Here is a 16,789-nt window from a genome sequence, read left to right on the forward strand (position 1 = left end):
CCGTACGGAAACACGTCCGGAATGGTTCTTGTGGGCTTATTTATTTAACTGTCGTCACAACTCATGCGGAAACCTGGCCCGAGCAGTCTGTTTTTCAGATACCTCTTTGCGAACAAATGGCTGGTAGCTGCCATCTCTATAGTTACTGTACTAAGACTTTCTTTTGTCGGCGCTATGGGGCTGATGCCTCAGGATGCGTATTATTTTTTTTACGGCCAGCATCTGGCATTGTCCTACTTTGATCACCCGCCGGCTATAGCCTATACGCTGCGGATCTTTACGGACGTATTGGGCCGGCATGCCTGGGTGATTAAACTGGCAGACACGCTGGTGACTATAGGAACAATGCTGGCTTTTTACCGCCTGGCCACCTTTTTCCTGTCGCGGCACCGCGCCTGGAATGCCGGGCTGCTGCTGTATTCCACGCTGATGGTCACGTTGCTGTCGCTCGTGTCTACGCCGGACGTGCCGCTGATGCTGTGGTGGAGTATTTCACTGATCGCTTTGTACAAGGCGCTGTTTGAAGGCAGCCGTGCTGCATGGGTATGGACCGGTATTGCAATGGGTCTTGCCTTTGACAGTAAGTACACTGGTATTTTTTTACCGGCGGGCGCTGTCTTGTTTTTATTGTTGTCTGCCCGTTACCGGCGTTACCTCTGGTCGCCATGGTTATTGCTGGCCATTGCTTTTTTTCTCCTGACTATTTCCCCGGTGGTGATATGGAATGTGGACAACCAGTTTGCCTCTTTCCGTTTTCAGTCGTCCGGAAGAGTAGGCGGCATGGAGCTGCATCCCCTGGATTTCCTGGGCGTCATTGGCCATCAGGCGGCGGTATTGATACCGGTGTTGCTGGGCGCATTGTTTTATTATTTGTACAAGGCGTTCGGGCGTTACCGGCGGAGAGGCTGGCGGGTGCCTGTGAAGCAGCTGTTCCTGCTGTGTTTTTTCCTGCCGTCATTTTTGGGTTTTATGGTGATTTCTCCGGTTTATTGGGTGAAGCTCAACTGGATGATGCCTGGCTATATCACGGGTATTATCTGGGTAAGCGCGTGGATGGGCATGAAATATATCCGCTGGCAGTGGGCCGTGTCTGTGGCCGTGCATGTGGCGCTGGCGGTGGAGATCATTTTTTACCCGGTGCCTATTCATTCGGATGATACGATGATCGGCTGGGAAGGGCTGGGAAAGGCGGCCAGGGAGATACGCAGACAGTACCCCAATGATTTTATTTTTTCGGCAGATGATTATAAAACGAGCGCCATGCTCAATTTTTATCTTCCTGAGCTGGTGTATTCACGGAATGTCATTGGAGAGCCTGCACTTCAATTTGATTATATAGGCACTGACCTGCGCAGGCTGGAAGGCAGGAATGCCATCTTTATCAATTCGCTGACGGATGTGGCGGATGATAAGGATGAACAGGTATTTGTAAAGGAACTGCAACCCTATTTCTCAGATGTGGAGCCATTGCCGCCTATCATTGTAAAACTGCATGGCAGGGTGGTACGTAAGTTTCTGGTGTACCGTTGTTTCGATTATCAACCGCCGTTGCAGCCGGCCAGGGAATAGCGGGTGTTTACAGGTCCAGGTCTTTTTTCACCAGGGGCACATTATCTTCCGCCGTGGTGATCAGCATGGTAAGACTGTTTTGCGTGGCGTGGTCCCACGCGCTGGTATGTTTGATCTGGTCAAAACACGGCTGAAGATATTCCATGCCGAGACTGTTGAAGGAGGTCGCTATCTTATGGGTTTGTTGTTTCAGGGATGCAAGGTCTTTATCTGCTGCGATCTGGCGGCAGTTGTCCACATAGTTTATCATTGCATCGAGGTACATGGAGGCAATTTCCTGCAGGAAAGTATAGTCACCGGCGCTGACCAGCAGGAGGTACTGAAAGGAGTAAGCTGGCGTGGTGACGTTTTCCAGCTGTCTGAGTTTTTCCACAGGGGTGAGCATATATGGGTTTCTTAAGGGTTTACAAATAGATCTGTACCATTAAGTTACGATAATCATACGGATTTCGGTGACGGTGGTCACCGGTTACATTGATGACAATCATTCCATGTTGCCACGTTCATCATTGTTCAGGGTTGGGGGCGGAGGTACCTTTGTGATGTCGGGAATATTTAATGTTTTTCTTTTTTTAATATGAACGCATATGTTTACCGGTTTCTTTTCCTCATCCCTGCAGCGGAGATTTTGTGAAGGCTTTCTTTTTTATCCGATCAGGAGGCTGCGCCAGTGCGGAGGATATATTTTCAAACAATATAAATCCAGGTCTGGTATCAAAACGTTGCTGGAAAACCATCGACAGTTATTTGACTTCAACGGATTTTATGCGGCGGAACTGGCCCGGCAGTTGAAGGATACAGCATTGCCTCATGCAGTGAAGCTCTCCCGCAAACTGGAAGCGCTGTATGTGGCCAGCCGGCAGGAGCATAATGCCACAGGCTTTATGGAGTTCAACGAAGTGATCATCAGCTATTACCGTGAGCTGAGCACTTATCAGGCAGTCGTGTTGCAAAGCCTCGAAAAAGAGATGAAACCGGCTGTCCGTATCAAGGCTGATGACACCAGTTTCCAGTCTTTCAGGCCCGACTATCACGGTAACGTGAGAGATGTGATGAAGGCCTTTATCCGGGAAAGCAACCGGACCGCCAGATATTTACAAAAATGTATTGACGGTGACAGTAATATTTATGATATTTGTGCAGATAAAAAAATGCAGGACCTGGTCAACAGCATCAAGGAAATGTCATTGATACAGCGTGGAATGGTTACCTTGCTGCAACACTGGGAAGACCAGCAAAGGCTAAATGGTCTGCAGGTGTATTATAATTAGCAGTACTTACTATGAACAACCGGGAAGAAATAAGAGGGAAGAATCTGCAGGACCAGCAGATATGCAGAGGGTGGCTAAGTATTTTGGAAGGCTTGAGAAAAGAGAACACAGCACTGTTGGACAGGCTGACTGCCTCTCTGCGCCATACCAATTCCCGGGAATTTCTGGACCAGGCCGAAGCGTTTCAGGAAAAGATGATCAGTAAAAATGAATCCCTGAAACTATTGCGGCACGAAGTGATGGAGCAGCTGGACTGGCTGGACATTGTGCCACAGCCCAGAGAAGAAGCGCCACACGATTGGCCGGTGCTGACGCAGGATATGCGGAAAATGCAGGAAGAATTTGAAAAAATGAAAGCGGCGTTCAATAACCTGCTGCGCAACTGGCAATTAGAGTAGATACCTGAATGATTGATAAATGAGAAGGAAGACGATTGTAAAAGATGTGATGTGAATGTGCGGATGAAAGTGTAGCGAAAATGAGAGAATGACAGCGTGGGGAAAAGATTGTGAAAGTGAGTGTGGGGATGGTTTGTGAATGGATGGGGAATGTGAAAGTGCTATGCGAAGATGTGGGTTTGATATTGTGGGGAATGTGAAAGTGACGATGTGTGGAGATCATTTTTTGTTCCCCGGGCTCACTGGCCCGGGGCAAAAAGTGTTTTAAACCGTATCAGTTGCGCATCGCGGCAATTTTATCTTTTTCCATCAGCACAATGGTACCGTCCCGCAAGGTAATCAGTTGTTCGTCCCTGAAATCCCCCAGCGTCCTTATCAGTGACTCCTTGGCCACTCCGGCCACAGCAGCGAGGTTCTCCCGGCTGATGTCTATTTCAAAATGTGCTTTTTGTGTGGTGTTGTACTTATGGTCCAGCGTAATCAGGGCGGAAGCCACTTTTTTACGCAGGGAGCTGTAAGCCAGCGCGATCAGCTGTTGTTCTTTTTCTGCGATATTTTTAGCCAGCAGTTGTACAAAACGGCTCAATACCTCCGGGTTGTTGTTGACCAGTTCTTCAAAATCCTGGTGCGGAATGATGGCCAGTACGGTGTCTTCGATCGCCTCCGCGCTTTCCTGGTAAGCGCCCGCTTCCAATAGTGCTGTATAACCCAGAAAATCCCCTTCGTTATACAACCCGGTGATCAGTTCTTTCCCGTCGTCATTACGCTGATAGATTTTCACCTTGCCTTCCATGATATAGTACAGGCTTTCCGGCCTGTTGCCGGCGGCGTATATCTGTTGCTTTTTTTTATAATGATTGGTGTTGCGGCCTTCCTTCAGGGAGGCCAGCAGGTCTTTCCCCGATGTGCTGGACAGCAGCGTATGTAGCCCGCTGATGCCGGAGGATTCGGGCTGCCGTATTTCCGCACATCTTCTGAGGCGGCTTTCGATGGCACTGAGCAGTTCTGCGCCTTCAAACGGTTTGGTGATGTAGTCGTCGGCGCCCATCTCCATCCCTTTTCTGACATCGGTGCGTTCCGTTTTGGCGGTCAGAAAAATGAAGGGAATAGGGCGGAGGCTTTCATTCTTATGCAGCATATGCAGTACGCCGTAGCCGTCGAGTACGGGCATCATGATATCGCATACAATGAGATCGGGCTGTTGCTCCAGGGCTATGGTCACACCCTCTTTGCCGTTGGAGGCCGTCAGTACATGGTAATTGGCCAGTTCAAGAATCTCCGCCAGGTTATCACGGATATCTTTGTTGTCTTCGATTAACAGGATTTTTTCCAAGATATGTCAGGTTTTGGGGGTGGGAATATGAACGATGAATTCGGTGCCTTTGTCTGGTTCACTGTGACAAGTAACCTGTCCTTTCATGAGTTCCGTGTACTTGGCCACAATATGAAGGCCGAGGCCGGTGCCCTGAATGTTTTCCACGTTGCTGCCGCGGAAAAATCTTTCGAACAGGTGCTGTTGGTCTTCTGATTTAATGCCGATGCCGCAATCTTTTACTGACAAGGTAAGCCGGTAGGGCGTAGATAACGTACGTACATAAACGATACCTTCTTCGGGAGAGAATTTTAATGCGTTGGACACCAGGTTGGTGAGCACATGGCGAAGCAGGTTACCGTCGAATGTACTTTCTGCGGGGCCTTCGTGGCTGTATACCACCTGTTGTTTGCCCCGTTTCAGCCCTTCGGCTTCTGCCAGAATTTTTTCAATATGTTTCCGTGTGTCGGTGAGCGCCGGCCGTACCTGTATTTTGCCTTCCTCGATTTTTCCGAGCGACAGGAAGTCATTCAGGATATCGGTCAGCAAATGCACGGCAGAAGCTATTTTCCGGATATGTGCCAGTCGTTTGGGCTGGTCTTCTGTAGTGGTATATTTTTCCAGCAGGTAAGTCGATGACAACACGGTGCTGAGCGGTGTCCTGAACTCATGCGACGCGATAGACACAAACCGGGATTTGAGCACATTCAGCTCTTTTTCCTTGTCCAGCGCCTGCCGCAGTTCTGCTTCCGATTTGCGCCGGGCTGAAATGTCGAGGCCTATGGCAATGTAGCCGGTGATCTGCTGGTTTTCATCCCGTATAGCTGATACTGTTAATGCCACCGGGAACCTGGTCCCGTCTTTACGGATGTAGGTCCATTCGTTTTCATTGGGCAGGTTGAGCCGCGCTTTGACGGTAAGGCTGTCGAAGCCTGGTTCTACCTGTTGTCCCAGCTCTTCCGATAGTTTGGCGGCACGGTACTCCAGCTCCTGGAAGTCGTGAAACTGTATCAGGGAGCCGGTATCGGTCACCTCACGGGCGGGATAGCCCAGCATTTTTACGGCGGCAGGATTAAAGAAACGGATATGCCCCATCGGTTCGGTGACAATCAGAATAGCATCGAGGTTGGTCCAGATACTATTGAGAAAATTGCTGACCCGTCTGTAGGCAGACTCTTTCCCGGCCATGATATGCGCTTCCAGCTGTTGAGCGTCCTGCGCGCGTTTCAGCGCGTCAGCCGTTTGTTGCTGCGTGGAAATATCGGTGACGAAATAAATCTGGTGATGCTGGTCGCCCTGCAGATAGGAAGTGCTGCTTACTTTTACGGGCAGCGCCTGTCCGTTTTTGCAACGTAGCCATGAACGGATATCGCCGGCCAGCAAGGTGTCCATCGGTTTGCCCAGTACTTCTTCGGCGGTATGGCCGCTCCATTCCAGAAAACAGGGATTGGCCGCCTGAATCAGGCCGGCCCCGTCTACCAGGAGTATGCCCTGGGTAGCATGATTGAAGAGCAGCTCAAAACCTGGCATACGTGCCGTGCTTGTGATGGTCATGGGTTTGAAAGGGTCTCTATAAAAATAAGGAATCCATTGTTATAAAAATACAGGTCGTCCGATTTCGGACAATCTCTTTTCACAATTGGACAGATAAAGTTAAATTTTAATTGGTATAATTATCATTTTGATAGGACTGTGGAATTGGTATATTGATTTGCTGCCGGCGGCATTGCCGCGCTGATCATTGCCATGGCCACGGTGAGCTTTCATGCATTACGTGCCGCAATGGCTAATCCGGTAAAAAGTTTACGGGGAGAATAACCGACCGGTTATTTCTGATTGATGGGGGTTTCTATGATCAGGAACTCGGTCTCTTCACCGTGTTGCAGGCTGATCTCGCTTACTTCCCAGATACCGATGGCATCGCGGGGATGCAATACCTGGTTGTTCACTTTCAGGGTGCCTTCTATCAGGAAGATAAACAGGCATTTATTAAGCGGATGAAGGCTATACGGCACAGAGCCGGGCAGATCGTAGTAGCCCAGGGTAAGCCGGCTGTTCTGGTTGATCCAGCAGTGGTCCAGGCCTTCCTCAGAGGAAACGATGGTGGTGAGGCGGTTCTTTCTTTTGTTGCGGGGAAAACTTCTTTGCTGGTAGCGGGGCGTGATGTTCTGTAACTTGGGCTGTATCCATATCTGAAGGAAATTCACGTCGCCTTCGCCTACATTGTATTCTTCATGTCTTAGTCCTTCTCCGGCGCTCATGATCTGTACGCCGCCGGCTTCTATTTTAGTGCTGTAGCCCAATGTGTCTTTGTGGTTCATTTTACCTTTCAGCAGCACGGAAATAATTTCCATGTTCACATGCGGATGAATACCGAAGCCTTTTCCGGCAGCCACAAAATCATCGTTGAAAGCCTGCAGCGTACCGAAGGCGCTGCGCATGGGATGGTAAAAGTCGCTGAAGCTGAAGAAGAAGTTGCTTTTCAGCCATCCGATGTCTTTTACCCCTCTTTCACCGGCAGGGAAGTACTGTGTTTTCATAGTCAATGGGGTTGAGTGCAATAAAGAAGAAGCAAAGCCGGGAGGCTTTGCTTCTTCTTTAAAATTAGCTATTGAAAGAATTGTAACTGCTGATCAGGCTGTCGTAGCTTCTACCCAGGGAGTCTACCTGGTATTCATCTATTTTGCCTTTTTCAGCGCTGTCACGCATGATTTTTTTGGCGGTTATCAGGAAGTCGTTCACACGGTCATAGAAAGATTTGTAATAGCCATCCTTGTTTTCTTTTTTAGCATTGTCCAGGTTCAGCTGGCTGTGCTCTTCTTTGGCTTTTTCCAGGGCAGCATATGCTGCTTCCGCTTTCTGTTTGATGGCGTTGTAATTACCTTCGCTGCTTTCAGCCAGTTCCACGAAATCGCGAACGGTTTTCAGGTCGGCTTTCATGGCGAGAATGTAGTCTTTCAGCGGGCTCTCTTTCAGGACAATGGCTTCGCTGGCGTCAGCGATTTCATTGACTTTTTTCATCAGGACAGCCTTGTCGGCCATCAGCTGTTGGGTGCTGGCGCGGATAGAATCCACCAGGGCAAAGCCTTTAGCGCTTTTGTCATCTTTAAAGTCTTCCGCTTTCAGGTAATCGCTCAGTTGTTTGTACTGCTCCTGCAGTTTTTTGAAACTGGCGGAATAGGCAGGCACTTTCTCTTTGAAGAAGGTTTTATCGGCGCTGCTCAGTTCATCTACCGGCTCATCTGCTTTTACTTTGTTGATACCTCTGGGCATATCAAAGTAAGTGGGAGTAATAATACCGATAAAAGCGAAATGGTCAGAAGGGTTCTTCAGCCCTTTTTCAATTTTGTCCACATTCTCGGCTACCCGGGTGATATAGCTGTTTTGTTTGTTGGCTATATCAATCAACAGGTTGGTGTACTCAATGACATGGCTGGCCTTTTCTACGGAATTATTTTCATAGGCGGCTGCGGGGCCTTTGCCGCCTTTGCTGTTATCACATGATACAGATACAGAGAGCATAGCCACACCAATGGCCGCATAAAGGAACTTTTTGTTCATAGTGAAATGGTGATTATTGGATTAAACAAATGACCGGGGTAATTTGATTGTTAATGCCGCAAATATAATATTTAAAACGTCTTATACAATCAGCAGGGTTCAGGCTGTTAACTCCGGTATAAAATCTGTGACCTTATCAGCAATTGTTTCTCACCATTTAAACCCGGATAACCATGGCAAAGAAAAAGACAGTACTGCCCGATAAGAAGGCGGAGCAGCTGGCGCCGCACACTGAAGATGGGGCGGACCAGTACCTGACCACCAACCAGGGCGTTCGTATCAACGATAATCAGAACACGCTGAAGGCAGGAGAGCGGGGCCCCTCCCTGCTGGAAGATTTTATCATGAGGGAGAAAATCACCCATTTTGACCACGAACGTATACCCGAGCGTATCGTGCATGCCCGTGGAGCCGGTGCCCATGGGTATTTCCTGGTATATGAGTCGATGGCGGACTATACCAAAGCCGGGTTTCTCTGTGATCCGGCCCGGCGTACCCCGGTATTTGTAAGATTCTCTACAGTGGCCGGTTCCCGCGGGTCTACCGATCTGGCGCGGGACGTAAGGGGCTTCGCAGTGAAGTTTTATACGGACGAAGGCAACTACGACCTGGTTGGCAACAATATGCCGGTATTTTTTATCCAGGACGCGGTGAAGTTCCCCGATTTTGTACATGCCGTGAAACCGGAGCCACATAATGAGATGCCACAAGCGGCCTCCGCACATGATACCTTCTGGGATTTTGTTTCCATTATGCCGGAGACCATGCATATGATCATGTGGGTGATGAGCGACAGGGCTATTCCCCGCAGTTTCCGCATGATGGAAGGTTTTGGCGTGCATACCTTCCGGTGGATCAATGCCGCGGGCAAGGGCTGTTTTGTGAAGTTCCACTGGAAGCCCTTGCTGGGAGTGCATTCCGTAGCCTGGGAAGAAGCGCAGCAGATCTCCGGCAAAGACCCTGATTTCCATCGGCGGGACCTGTGGAATGCTATTGAAACCGGGAACTTCCCGGAATATGAACTAGGCGTGCAGCTCGTCCCGGAAGAAGACGAACACAAATATCCTTTCGATCTGCTGGACCCTACCAAGCTTATTCCGGAAGAAGTGGTGCCGGTGAAACGTATCGGTAAGATGGTGCTGGACCGTAACCCGGACAATTTTTTCGCCGAAACCGAACAGGTGGCTTTTCATCCCGGGCATCTGGTGCCGGGCATCGATTTTACCAATGATCCGCTGTTGCAGGGACGTTTGTTCTCTTATCTCGATACGCAGCTGTCGCGCCTCGGCAGCCCCAACTTCCATGAAATACCGATCAACCGGCCGGTGGCACTGGTGCATAATAATCAGCGTGACGGACATATGCGGCAAACCATCAACCGGGGCGGCACCGCTTATGAGCCCAATACCGTCAGCGCCGGATGCCCGTTCCAGGCAAAGATCGCCGATGGCGGCTTCAGTTCTTACACCGAGCGCATCGACGGACAAAAAATCCGTGGCCGGAGCAAAAGTTTCTTCGACCATTTCAGTCAGGCTGCCTTGTTCTATCACAGCCAGTCACCGGCGGAACAGCGGCATCTCATCAACGCGCTGCGTTTTGAGCTGGGGAAAGTAACGGACGTGGATATACGTGTGCGAATGGTGGGATTGCTGTCGCAGGTAGACAATGGCCTGGCCACGGCTGTAGCAGAAGGGTTGGGCCTTGCGGTGCCGGCACAACCGGAACAACCCATAAACCACAGCATTCCGGCCGATGGCGATCCGGCAGCGTATCAGCCGCATACGGTAAAGCAACCGGTAGAAAAGTCCGATGCCCTGAGTATGGCACATACCGTGAAAGACACGGTAAAAACCAGGCAGGTGGCGTTCCTCATAGCCGACGGCGTGGAGGCTAACAGTATTACAGCCATGAAAGAGGCGTTGTTGAAAGCCGGTGCGCAGGTACAGCTCATCGCGCCGAGGCTGGGGTCTGTTAAAACCACCGGCAGTGGCAGCGTGGAAGCTGATCAAAGCTTGCTGGTGGCAGCATCCGTGCTTTTTGATGCCGTGTATGTGCCAGGTGGCGCTGACAGTGCCACGGTACTGGAACAACATCCGGACGCTATCCGGTTTATCAATGAGGCATACCGTCATTGTAAGCCCATTGCTGTGGCCGGAGAGGGCTTGCAGGTGCTCAAAGCGACGCATGTGCCGCCGCAGGAAGCGCCGGGCGTGGTAGTAAACGGACAGCCCAAAGCGTTTATAGCAGCGATGGCGCAACATAGGTTCTGGGAACGTGAAACAGTTACGCAAAGTCGCTAAGACAACTATAGGAAAGCAAAGAAGCGGAGGTCAAATTTGATCTCCGCTTCTTTGCTTTCTTATTAGTCTTATTAAAATCTTTGCGCGCTTTGCTGCTTTGCGCCTTTGCGTGATTATCTTTAATCGTATGAAAACACGCCTTCTTGTCTGCTCGCTGATGGCCGCTGCCGTCTGTACGTCCGCCCAGTTCAAAGACCCGCGGCCGGTAAAGCCGAAACCTAATATCATTGTATTCCTGGTGGATGATATGGGTTGGGAAGATACTTCCGTTCCTTTCTGGGACCGGCTAACGGACAAGAACAAACGTTTTCGCACGCCAAATATGGAGCGGCTGGCCAGGGAAGGGGTGAAGTTCACCAATGCCTACGCCACACCGGTATGCACACCGTCGCGGGTGAGCATGATCACAGGCATGAATGCCGCACATCACGGCGTGACAAACTGGACGTCGCCACGTAAGGACGTGAACGCCGATGCGCCGGACAATACGCTGGACAGCGCTCCCTGGAACCACAATGGCTTTAGCCCGGTGCCGGGCGTGCCGCATACCGTATATGCCACCCCGTTGCCCGCCCTGCTGAAAGGTGCCGGCTATTATACCATTCACGCCGGAAAGGCGCACTGGGGCGCTATGGGCACGCCGGGCGCCAACCCGTACAACATGGGCTTTCTGGTGAATATCGCCGGTCATGCGGCCGGTCATCCGCAGAGCTACCTGTCGGAGGAGAATTACGGCAATATGCCTGGTAAGGCCACGGCACAGGCGGTGCCTGACCTGGAAGAGTATTACGGCACTGGTACCTTCCTCACGGAAGCGCTTACACGGGAAGCGCTCAAAGCGCTGGACGAGCCGGTCAACAGACGACAGCCTTTTTACCTCTACCTCGCGCATTATGCGGTGCATGTGCCTTTGCAGGCAGACAAACGTTACTATCAGCATTACCTGGACATAGGGCTGGACGAGGCAGAGGCCAAATACGCTTCGCTCATAGAAGGCATGGACGCCAGTCTGGGACAGGTGATGGATTATCTCACCAGGCAGAAGATCGCTGACAATACCATCATTCTCTTCATGAGCGATAACGGTGGGCTGAGCCTTGCGCCGCCACGGGGCGGTGCAAGGCATACACAGAACCTGCCTTTGCGTGCAGGCAAAGGGTCTGTATATGAAGGTGGTGTCCGGGAACCGATGCTGGTGAAATGGCCGGGCGTAACGAAGGCCGGCAGCGTGGCTTCACAGTATGTGATAATAGAGGATTTCTTTCCTTCCATATTGGAGATGGCCGGTATAGAACTGTACGATGCCGTGCAGCAGATTGACGGTAAAAGTTTTGTGCCGCTGCTGCGGGAGCCGGCTACAATGGACTCCGTGCGTACGCTGGTATGGCATTATCCGAATAAATGGATTCCGGACGGAGGACCGGGCATCAACTATAAAAGCGCACTCCGGCAAGGCCGCTGGAAAGTGGTGTACGACCAGCAACTGGGTAGTGCAGAACTATATGACGTGATAGCGGATATCGGTGAAAAGCGAGACCTGTCGGCGGTTTATCCCGACCGGGCGCGGTCGTTGCTGACGTTGTTGTCTCAGCAGCTGCAACAGTGGAAAGCACCGATGCCGATATTAAAAGCGAGTGGAAAACCTTTGCCGTGGCCGGAAAATAGACGGTAACCTCGAGGAAAGTAAAAGGTGTTTTTAAAATTTGGAGTTGTACCTTTGTGACTTGTTACTAACAGTGTAACAGTTGTAGGTTATATGGTGACTGGAATAATCTTATCCGAGTCTCGATAGGAGAGGCTATCCATTATCAGGGATAGCCTCTTTTATTTTTTTATTTGATTATCTACTTATTTTCTCCGGCGTCTGTGTCCTTCTGGCCTTTGCCATGACCTTGTGCGTTCAGGGCTTTGAGTTTGGCCTGTTGGTCCGGAGTAAGAATGGTCTGGTATTGTTGTTTGCGGTAAGCGGCAATTTCTTTTTTACCGTTGCCGTCTTTCTGGCCGGAGGCTTTCAGTGCGTCTTTGCGGCGAATACATTCTGTATTGACAGCCAGTACTTTTTTATATTGATCGTCTGTCAGATTCAGTTTCGTTTTCAGTTCATCCGCGTATTGGGCAGCACGTTGTTCCGGGGCAGCTACCACTTTGGGCGCTTTGGCTGGTTTGGCCGGGGCCTGTTTGGCAGGAGCGGGGGCGGCAGGTGCAGTAGGGGCCGTTTGGGCGAAAGCCGGAGATACGGCCAACATAATAGCGATAGCAGCGATTAACTTTTTCATGTGTTTTAATGTTTTGTATGCCTGTTAATTCAATTTCCTTGCCATTGGGCCAAAAGTTGACCGGCAACGGCTTAAAATTTCCTTAAAACATAAAAAGCCTGTTATTGGTTTAACTGACTTTGATCTTTTTACGATAGGCAGAAGGAGAGAGACCGGTGACCTGTTTGAACAGGCGGGTGAAGTAGGAGGCTGACTGGTAGTTGAGCTCAAAGGCGATGCTGGCGATGTCGCGGGCAGGGTCTTGCAGGAGGATCTGGCTGTGGAGGATGCTGATTTCGTTGATCCATTGTTTGGGCGGTTTGCCAGTGGCCTCTTTCACACATTTATTAAGATAGTTTTCCGAGATATTAAGTTGCCGGGCATAATACTCCACTGTTTTTTCCCGGAGATGATGGCGTTGTACTTTTTCCCGGAAGCGCAGGGATATGTCGAGGCTGCGGTTGAGCGCCACTGGCCGTGGCGATTCGTGCAGCAGTATTTTATTGAGCAGGGCGCGGAACAGCGGCACACATATTTCCATGGAGCCGTTGATGAGGCTTAGTTCCTCTTCCAGCAGCGCGCTGAGGTGTGCCAGCCATTTCACCGCTTTGGCAGACAGTGTCACAAAAGGAGTGGCAAAGAAAAAATTAAGCAGGCTGTTGTTGAGCGACAGCCGGTTGATGATTTCATTTTCATAAACAATAAAAAATCCGGTGGCATCCGGTGATATTTCAAGTGTAGCGGTGATGCTTCCCTGTTTGATCAGCAGTACAGAGTTGGCTTCCAGTTTATAGGAAGATACTTCCAGCTGTTGAACAATGGTGCCTTTGGTAACGAAGAGCAGGAAATTGAACGACGTGCGGTAGGGAGGCACGGGAATGACAATGTTGCGCAGATAATTTTCAATGCGGTATACCTGCAACTGCGCATCGTTGAACAGCACCTGCCTGGATACGCCCGGGAGGAAGGATTTTTTGTATTCGAAGTTGGTGAATAACTTAACTGATGATTTCATATCCGTTGCTAAAGGTAGCGGGATTTGTGAAATAAAATGCGGGATTTGTGCTATTCGTCGTTCGTTTAAACATCTACCTTGCAACCTGTAATGAAAGCCATCGTTCGGTACATATTATTACTGTTTTTCCTGATCGGGTTTACTTTCACGGGCCACAACAAAGCTCCTTTATTGTCTGCCAGGGCCGCTAACCAATCATACGACGCAGGAAAAAATTGTTCGGATACCTTGTTATCAACAAAAGACTGTCTCGATTTTTTGCAGTTGTTTTCTTTTGTGAATGATGAGACTTCTGACGATGAGAGCGATGTGTTTCATGTCTCCCGGTTTCAACGTTTTACTACGCTTTTTGCTGCTTATTACCAGGCTTTGTTCCTGACGACAGATAACACCGTGCTGACCGGTCAACACCGGTTTATGCATCCAGATGCCGCAGTGAAGCCGGTGCCCCGTTTTATCATGTTCCATACCCTGATTATTCCTTCCCATCTGGCATAGTCTGCCACCCTTTCCTTTTTTTCTTTTATTGATGCACAGGGCTCCCGGGCCTGCCGGGAATGCACGCCCTTAGCGGGCATTACGAATGCCGTAAAATTATATATGAAAAAGAGTTAGAATATTCTTATTTTTTCTTCTATCGATCAAAATTTCTTTAGAAAGACCTGAATAAATATATATTAAAATAAATTATATGCATTTAACACCGCGAGAAACGGAAAAGCTGTTGCTTCATCTGGCTGGAGAACTGGCTGCCAAACGCAAAGCACGTGGACTGAAACTCAATTACCCGGAAGCGATCGCCCTGATCAGCAGCGAACTGCTGGAAGCCGCACGGGATGGCCGGTCCGTTGCAGACCTGATGCAATATGGCGCTACTATCCTCACCCGGGAAGACGTTATGGAAGGCATTCCTGAAATGATCCATGACGTACAGATTGAAGCCACCTTTCCGGACGGCACTAAACTCGTCACCGTTCACCAGCCTATCCGTTAACCGTTAAAACCATTCAACATGATACCCGGAGAGTACTTTCTCGCCAACGGCGATATCCACTGCAACGAAGGCCGTCAGACCGTCACCATCAAAGTGATCAATACTGCCGACAGACCGGTGCAGGTAGGTTCACATTACCATTTCTTTGAAGTAAACCGCCAGATGAGCTTTGACAGGGCGCTGGCCTTTGGTAAAAGACTCAACATCCCCGCCGGCACCGCCGTGCGTTTTGAGCCCGGAGAAGAAAAAGAAGTACAGCTGGTGGAACTGGGCGGCGCCCGCCGTGCCTTCGGCCTCAACCAGCTCGTTAACGGTGATACCGCCCTCGAATCCAGCAAGGACAAAGCAATGGCTAAACTCGCAGCCTCCAACTTCAAAAACCAGCAATCATGAGCTTGATCATCAACAGAGAGCAATATGTAAATATGTACGGTCCTACCACGGGCGACAAAGTTCGTTTAGGCGATACCGATATCATCATCGAAATAGAAAAAGATTTTAACCACTACGGTGATGAAAGCAAATTCGGCGGCGGCAAAACCGTTCGCGACGGCATGGCCCAGTCCAGCACCGCTACCCGCGACCAGGGCGTACTGGACATGGTGATCACCAACGTGGTGCTGATCGACCACTGGGGCATCGTGAAAGGCGACCTCGGCATCAAAGACGGCAAAATTGTCGGCTTCGGCCAGGCCGGCAACCCTGACACTATGGACGGCGTGGAACGTAACATGGTGATCGGCGCCTCCACAGAAGTACACGGCGGCAACGGCCTCATTGCCACTGCCGGCGGCATCGATACGCATATCCACTTCATCAGCCCGCAACAGATAGAAACAGCGCTCTTCAGCGGCATCACCACCATGATCGGCGGTGGTACCGGTCCGGCTGACGGCACCAACGCCACCACCGTTACCCCTGGTAAATGGTACATCGCCAAAATGCTGCAGGCGGCCGACGACTTCCCGATGAACCTCGGCTTCTTCGGCAAAGGCAACTGCTCCACGGAAGCGCCTATCGCTGAACAGGTGGAGGCGGGCGCGCTGGGCGTGAAAATACATGAGGACTGGGGCGCTACGCCTGCTGTGATAGACGCATCCCTCAACGTAGCAGATAAATACGATGTGCAGGTAGCTATCCATACCGATACACTCAATGAAGCCGGTTTCCTGGAAGACACCATCAACGCCATCAACGGCCGCGTGATCCACACCTTCCACACAGAAGGCGCCGGCGGCGGTCACGCTCCGGACATCATCAAGGCAGCGATGTATCCCAACGTGCTCCCGGCTTCCACCAACCCTACCCGGCCCTATACTGTCAACACCATCGATGAACACCTCGATATGCTGATGGTATGCCACCACCTGAGCAAAGGCATCCCGGAAGACGTGGCCTTCGCCGATTCCCGCATCCGCCCGGAAACCATTGCTGCGGAAGATATCCTGCACGATATGGGCGTGTTCAGCATCATGAGCTCCGACTCACAGGCAATGGGACGTGTAGGCGAGGTCGTTACCCGCACCTGGCAGACCGCCGACAAAATGAAAAAACAACGCGGCTTCCTCGATGAAGATGCGACAGCACAAAGCGACAACTTCCGCGCTAAAAGGTACGTGGCCAAATACACCATCAATCCGGCCATTGCACATGGCATCGATGAATATGTAGGTTCTGTGGAACCGGGAAAAATCGCCGATATCGTGCTGTGGAAACCAGCCCTCTTCGGTGCTAAACCGGAAATGATCATCAAAGGCGGTATGATCATCGCGGCTAAAATGGGCGACCCCAACGCGTCCATCCCTACGCCGCAACCGGTGATCCTGCGTACCATGTTCGGCGCCCACGGCCGCGCTATGCACCAGACCTGTGCCACCTTCGTCTCCAAAGCGTCCCTTGAAAAAGGTATCGTGGCGGAATATGGCCTGCAGAAAATGGTGCTGCCCGTATCCGGTTGCCGCAACATCTCCAAAAAAGACCTGATACACAACGATAAAACACCGGAGATCACCGTCAATCCCGAAAACTACGAGGTACGGGTAGATGGCGTGCATATCACCTGTGAACCGGTAGATACCGTGCCTTTGGCACAACGGTACTTCCTGTTCTAAAAA

The 16,789-nt window shown here is 50.6% G+C and carries 16 protein-coding genes; 9 read left to right on the top strand and 7 right to left on the bottom strand.

Annotated elements, in window-relative coordinates:
- The first annotated feature begins 63 nt into the window (after positions 1 to 63).
- Positions 64 to 1,569, top strand: coding sequence for an ArnT family glycosyltransferase (locus ACTJJS_RS06810; protein ID WP_440662984.1), 1,506 nt, complete (start codon positions 64 to 66; stop codon positions 1,567 to 1,569).
- A gap of 7 nt (positions 1,570 to 1,576) precedes the next feature.
- Here the strand turns inward: ACTJJS_RS06810 and ACTJJS_RS06815 are convergent, their stop codons facing one another.
- Positions 1,577 to 1,942 (bottom strand): hypothetical protein, encoded by a 366-nt coding sequence (locus ACTJJS_RS06815; protein WP_440662985.1) that lies wholly within the window; start codon positions 1,940 to 1,942, stop codon positions 1,577 to 1,579.
- 214 nt (positions 1,943 to 2,156) lie between these two features.
- Here ACTJJS_RS06815 and ACTJJS_RS06820 point away from each other — a divergent pair, with 214 nt between their 5' ends.
- Together ACTJJS_RS06820 and ACTJJS_RS06825 are read left to right on the top strand one after the other, a co-directional pair.
- Entirely contained in the window at positions 2,157 to 2,840 is a 684-nt protein-coding gene (locus ACTJJS_RS06820; protein WP_440662986.1) for a hypothetical protein, read from the top strand.
- Between the two features lie 11 nt (positions 2,841 to 2,851).
- Positions 2,852 to 3,238: a hypothetical protein gene (locus tag ACTJJS_RS06825; RefSeq protein ID WP_168872185.1), complete on the top strand. Its 387-nt coding sequence runs from the start codon at positions 2,852 to 2,854 to the stop codon at positions 3,236 to 3,238.
- A 274-nt stretch (positions 3,239 to 3,512) separates the two neighbouring features.
- Here ACTJJS_RS06825 and ACTJJS_RS06830 read toward each other — a convergent pair whose 3' ends face one another.
- The 4 genes from ACTJJS_RS06830 to ACTJJS_RS06845 all read right to left on the bottom strand — a co-directional run bounded on the left by ACTJJS_RS06830 (position 3,513) and on the right by ACTJJS_RS06845 (position 8,111).
- Positions 3,513 to 4,571 (bottom strand): response regulator, encoded by a 1,059-nt coding sequence (locus tag ACTJJS_RS06830; protein WP_440662987.1) that lies wholly within the window; start codon positions 4,569 to 4,571, stop codon positions 3,513 to 3,515.
- A 6-nt stretch (positions 4,572 to 4,577) separates the two neighbouring features.
- On the bottom strand, positions 4,578 to 6,104 hold the full coding sequence (locus ACTJJS_RS06835) for a PAS domain-containing sensor histidine kinase (protein ID WP_440662988.1): 1,527 nt from the start codon (positions 6,102 to 6,104) through the stop codon (positions 4,578 to 4,580).
- Positions 6,105 to 6,376: 272 nt separating this feature from the next.
- Positions 6,377 to 7,090, bottom strand: a complete 714-nt coding sequence (locus tag ACTJJS_RS06840; RefSeq protein ID WP_168872189.1) for a pirin family protein — start codon at positions 7,088 to 7,090, stop codon at positions 6,377 to 6,379.
- Between the two features lie 64 nt (positions 7,091 to 7,154).
- The gene (locus ACTJJS_RS06845; RefSeq protein WP_440662989.1) at positions 7,155 to 8,111 is read right to left on the bottom strand and encodes a hypothetical protein; all 957 of its coding nucleotides are present in this window, start codon (positions 8,109 to 8,111) and stop codon (positions 7,155 to 7,157) included.
- 173 nt (positions 8,112 to 8,284) lie between these two features.
- On the opposite strand from ACTJJS_RS06845, the gene ACTJJS_RS06850 reads away from it, so the two are divergent.
- Together ACTJJS_RS06850 and ACTJJS_RS06855 are read left to right on the top strand one after the other, a co-directional pair.
- Complete coding sequence (locus tag ACTJJS_RS06850) at positions 8,285 to 10,411, top strand: catalase (protein ID WP_440662990.1); 2,127 nt, start codon at positions 8,285 to 8,287, stop codon at positions 10,409 to 10,411.
- Between the two features lie 127 nt (positions 10,412 to 10,538).
- Positions 10,539 to 12,083 carry a sulfatase gene (locus tag ACTJJS_RS06855; protein WP_440662991.1) on the top strand — a complete coding sequence of 515 codons (1,545 nt, stop codon included), beginning with the start codon at positions 10,539 to 10,541 and terminating at the stop codon, positions 12,081 to 12,083.
- A 172-nt stretch (positions 12,084 to 12,255) separates the two neighbouring features.
- Here ACTJJS_RS06855 and ACTJJS_RS06860 read toward each other — a convergent pair whose 3' ends face one another.
- The gene (locus ACTJJS_RS06860) at positions 12,256 to 12,687 is read right to left on the bottom strand and encodes a hypothetical protein (RefSeq protein WP_440662992.1); all 432 of its coding nucleotides are present in this window, start codon (positions 12,685 to 12,687) and stop codon (positions 12,256 to 12,258) included.
- 109 nt (positions 12,688 to 12,796) lie between these two features.
- Positions 12,797 to 13,681, bottom strand: coding sequence for a helix-turn-helix domain-containing protein (locus ACTJJS_RS06865; protein ID WP_440662993.1), 885 nt, complete (start codon positions 13,679 to 13,681; stop codon positions 12,797 to 12,799).
- A 78-nt stretch (positions 13,682 to 13,759) separates the two neighbouring features.
- Here ACTJJS_RS06865 and ACTJJS_RS06870 point away from each other — a divergent pair, with 78 nt between their 5' ends.
- From ACTJJS_RS06870 to ureC, 4 genes are all read left to right on the top strand, one after another.
- Positions 13,760 to 14,179, top strand: coding sequence for a hypothetical protein (locus tag ACTJJS_RS06870; protein WP_440662994.1), 420 nt, complete (start codon positions 13,760 to 13,762; stop codon positions 14,177 to 14,179).
- A gap of 193 nt (positions 14,180 to 14,372) precedes the next feature.
- Positions 14,373 to 14,675 carry an urease subunit gamma gene (gene ureA / locus ACTJJS_RS06875; protein WP_168872196.1) on the top strand — a complete coding sequence of 101 codons (303 nt, stop codon included), beginning with the start codon at positions 14,373 to 14,375 and terminating at the stop codon, positions 14,673 to 14,675.
- A gap of 18 nt (positions 14,676 to 14,693) precedes the next feature.
- Positions 14,694 to 15,068: an urease subunit beta gene (ureB, locus tag ACTJJS_RS06880; RefSeq protein WP_168872197.1), complete on the top strand. Its 375-nt coding sequence runs from the start codon at positions 14,694 to 14,696 to the stop codon at positions 15,066 to 15,068.
- Positions 15,065 to 16,786, top strand: coding sequence for an urease subunit alpha (gene ureC / locus ACTJJS_RS06885; protein WP_440662995.1), 1,722 nt, complete (start codon positions 15,065 to 15,067; stop codon positions 16,784 to 16,786). The genes ureB and ureC overlap by 4 nt, the downstream gene beginning before the upstream one ends.
- The last annotated feature ends 3 nt before the right edge of the window (positions 16,787 to 16,789 follow it).

This window comes from Chitinophaga sp. 22308, from assembly GCF_052045305.1.
In the GTDB taxonomy this organism is placed as follows: Bacteria; Bacteroidota; Bacteroidia; order Chitinophagales; family Chitinophagaceae; genus Chitinophaga; species Chitinophaga varians_A.

Bases quoted from the DNA above. Each gene is read 5' to 3' on its own strand.
- ACTJJS_RS06810 (WP_440662984.1), top strand. From the start codon at position 64: ATGCGGAAACCTGGCCCGAGCAGTCTGTTTTTCAGATACCTCTTTGCG.
- ACTJJS_RS06820 (WP_440662986.1), top strand. From the start codon at position 2,157: ATGTTTACCGGTTTCTTTTCCTCATCCCTGCAGCGGAGATTTTGTGAA.
- ACTJJS_RS06845 (WP_440662989.1), bottom strand. From the start codon at position 8,111: ATGAACAAAAAGTTCCTTTATGCGGCCATTGGTGTGGCTATGCTCTCT.
- ureA (WP_168872196.1), top strand. From the start codon at position 14,373: ATGCATTTAACACCGCGAGAAACGGAAAAGCTGTTGCTTCATCTGGCT.
- ACTJJS_RS06835 (WP_440662988.1), bottom strand. From the start codon at position 6,104: ATGACCATCACAAGCACGGCACGTATGCCAGGTTTTGAGCTGCTCTTC.
- ACTJJS_RS06840 (WP_168872189.1), bottom strand. From the start codon at position 7,090: ATGAAAACACAGTACTTCCCTGCCGGTGAAAGAGGGGTAAAAGACATC.
- ureC (WP_440662995.1), top strand. From the start codon at position 15,065: ATGAGCTTGATCATCAACAGAGAGCAATATGTAAATATGTACGGTCCT.
- ACTJJS_RS06825 (WP_168872185.1), top strand. From the start codon at position 2,852: ATGAACAACCGGGAAGAAATAAGAGGGAAGAATCTGCAGGACCAGCAG.
- ACTJJS_RS06855 (WP_440662991.1), top strand. From the start codon at position 10,539: ATGAAAACACGCCTTCTTGTCTGCTCGCTGATGGCCGCTGCCGTCTGT.
- ACTJJS_RS06850 (WP_440662990.1), top strand. From the start codon at position 8,285: ATGGCAAAGAAAAAGACAGTACTGCCCGATAAGAAGGCGGAGCAGCTG.
- ACTJJS_RS06860 (WP_440662992.1), bottom strand. From the start codon at position 12,687: ATGAAAAAGTTAATCGCTGCTATCGCTATTATGTTGGCCGTATCTCCG.
- ureB (WP_168872197.1), top strand. From the start codon at position 14,694: ATGATACCCGGAGAGTACTTTCTCGCCAACGGCGATATCCACTGCAAC.
- ACTJJS_RS06865 (WP_440662993.1), bottom strand. From the start codon at position 13,681: ATGAAATCATCAGTTAAGTTATTCACCAACTTCGAATACAAAAAATCC.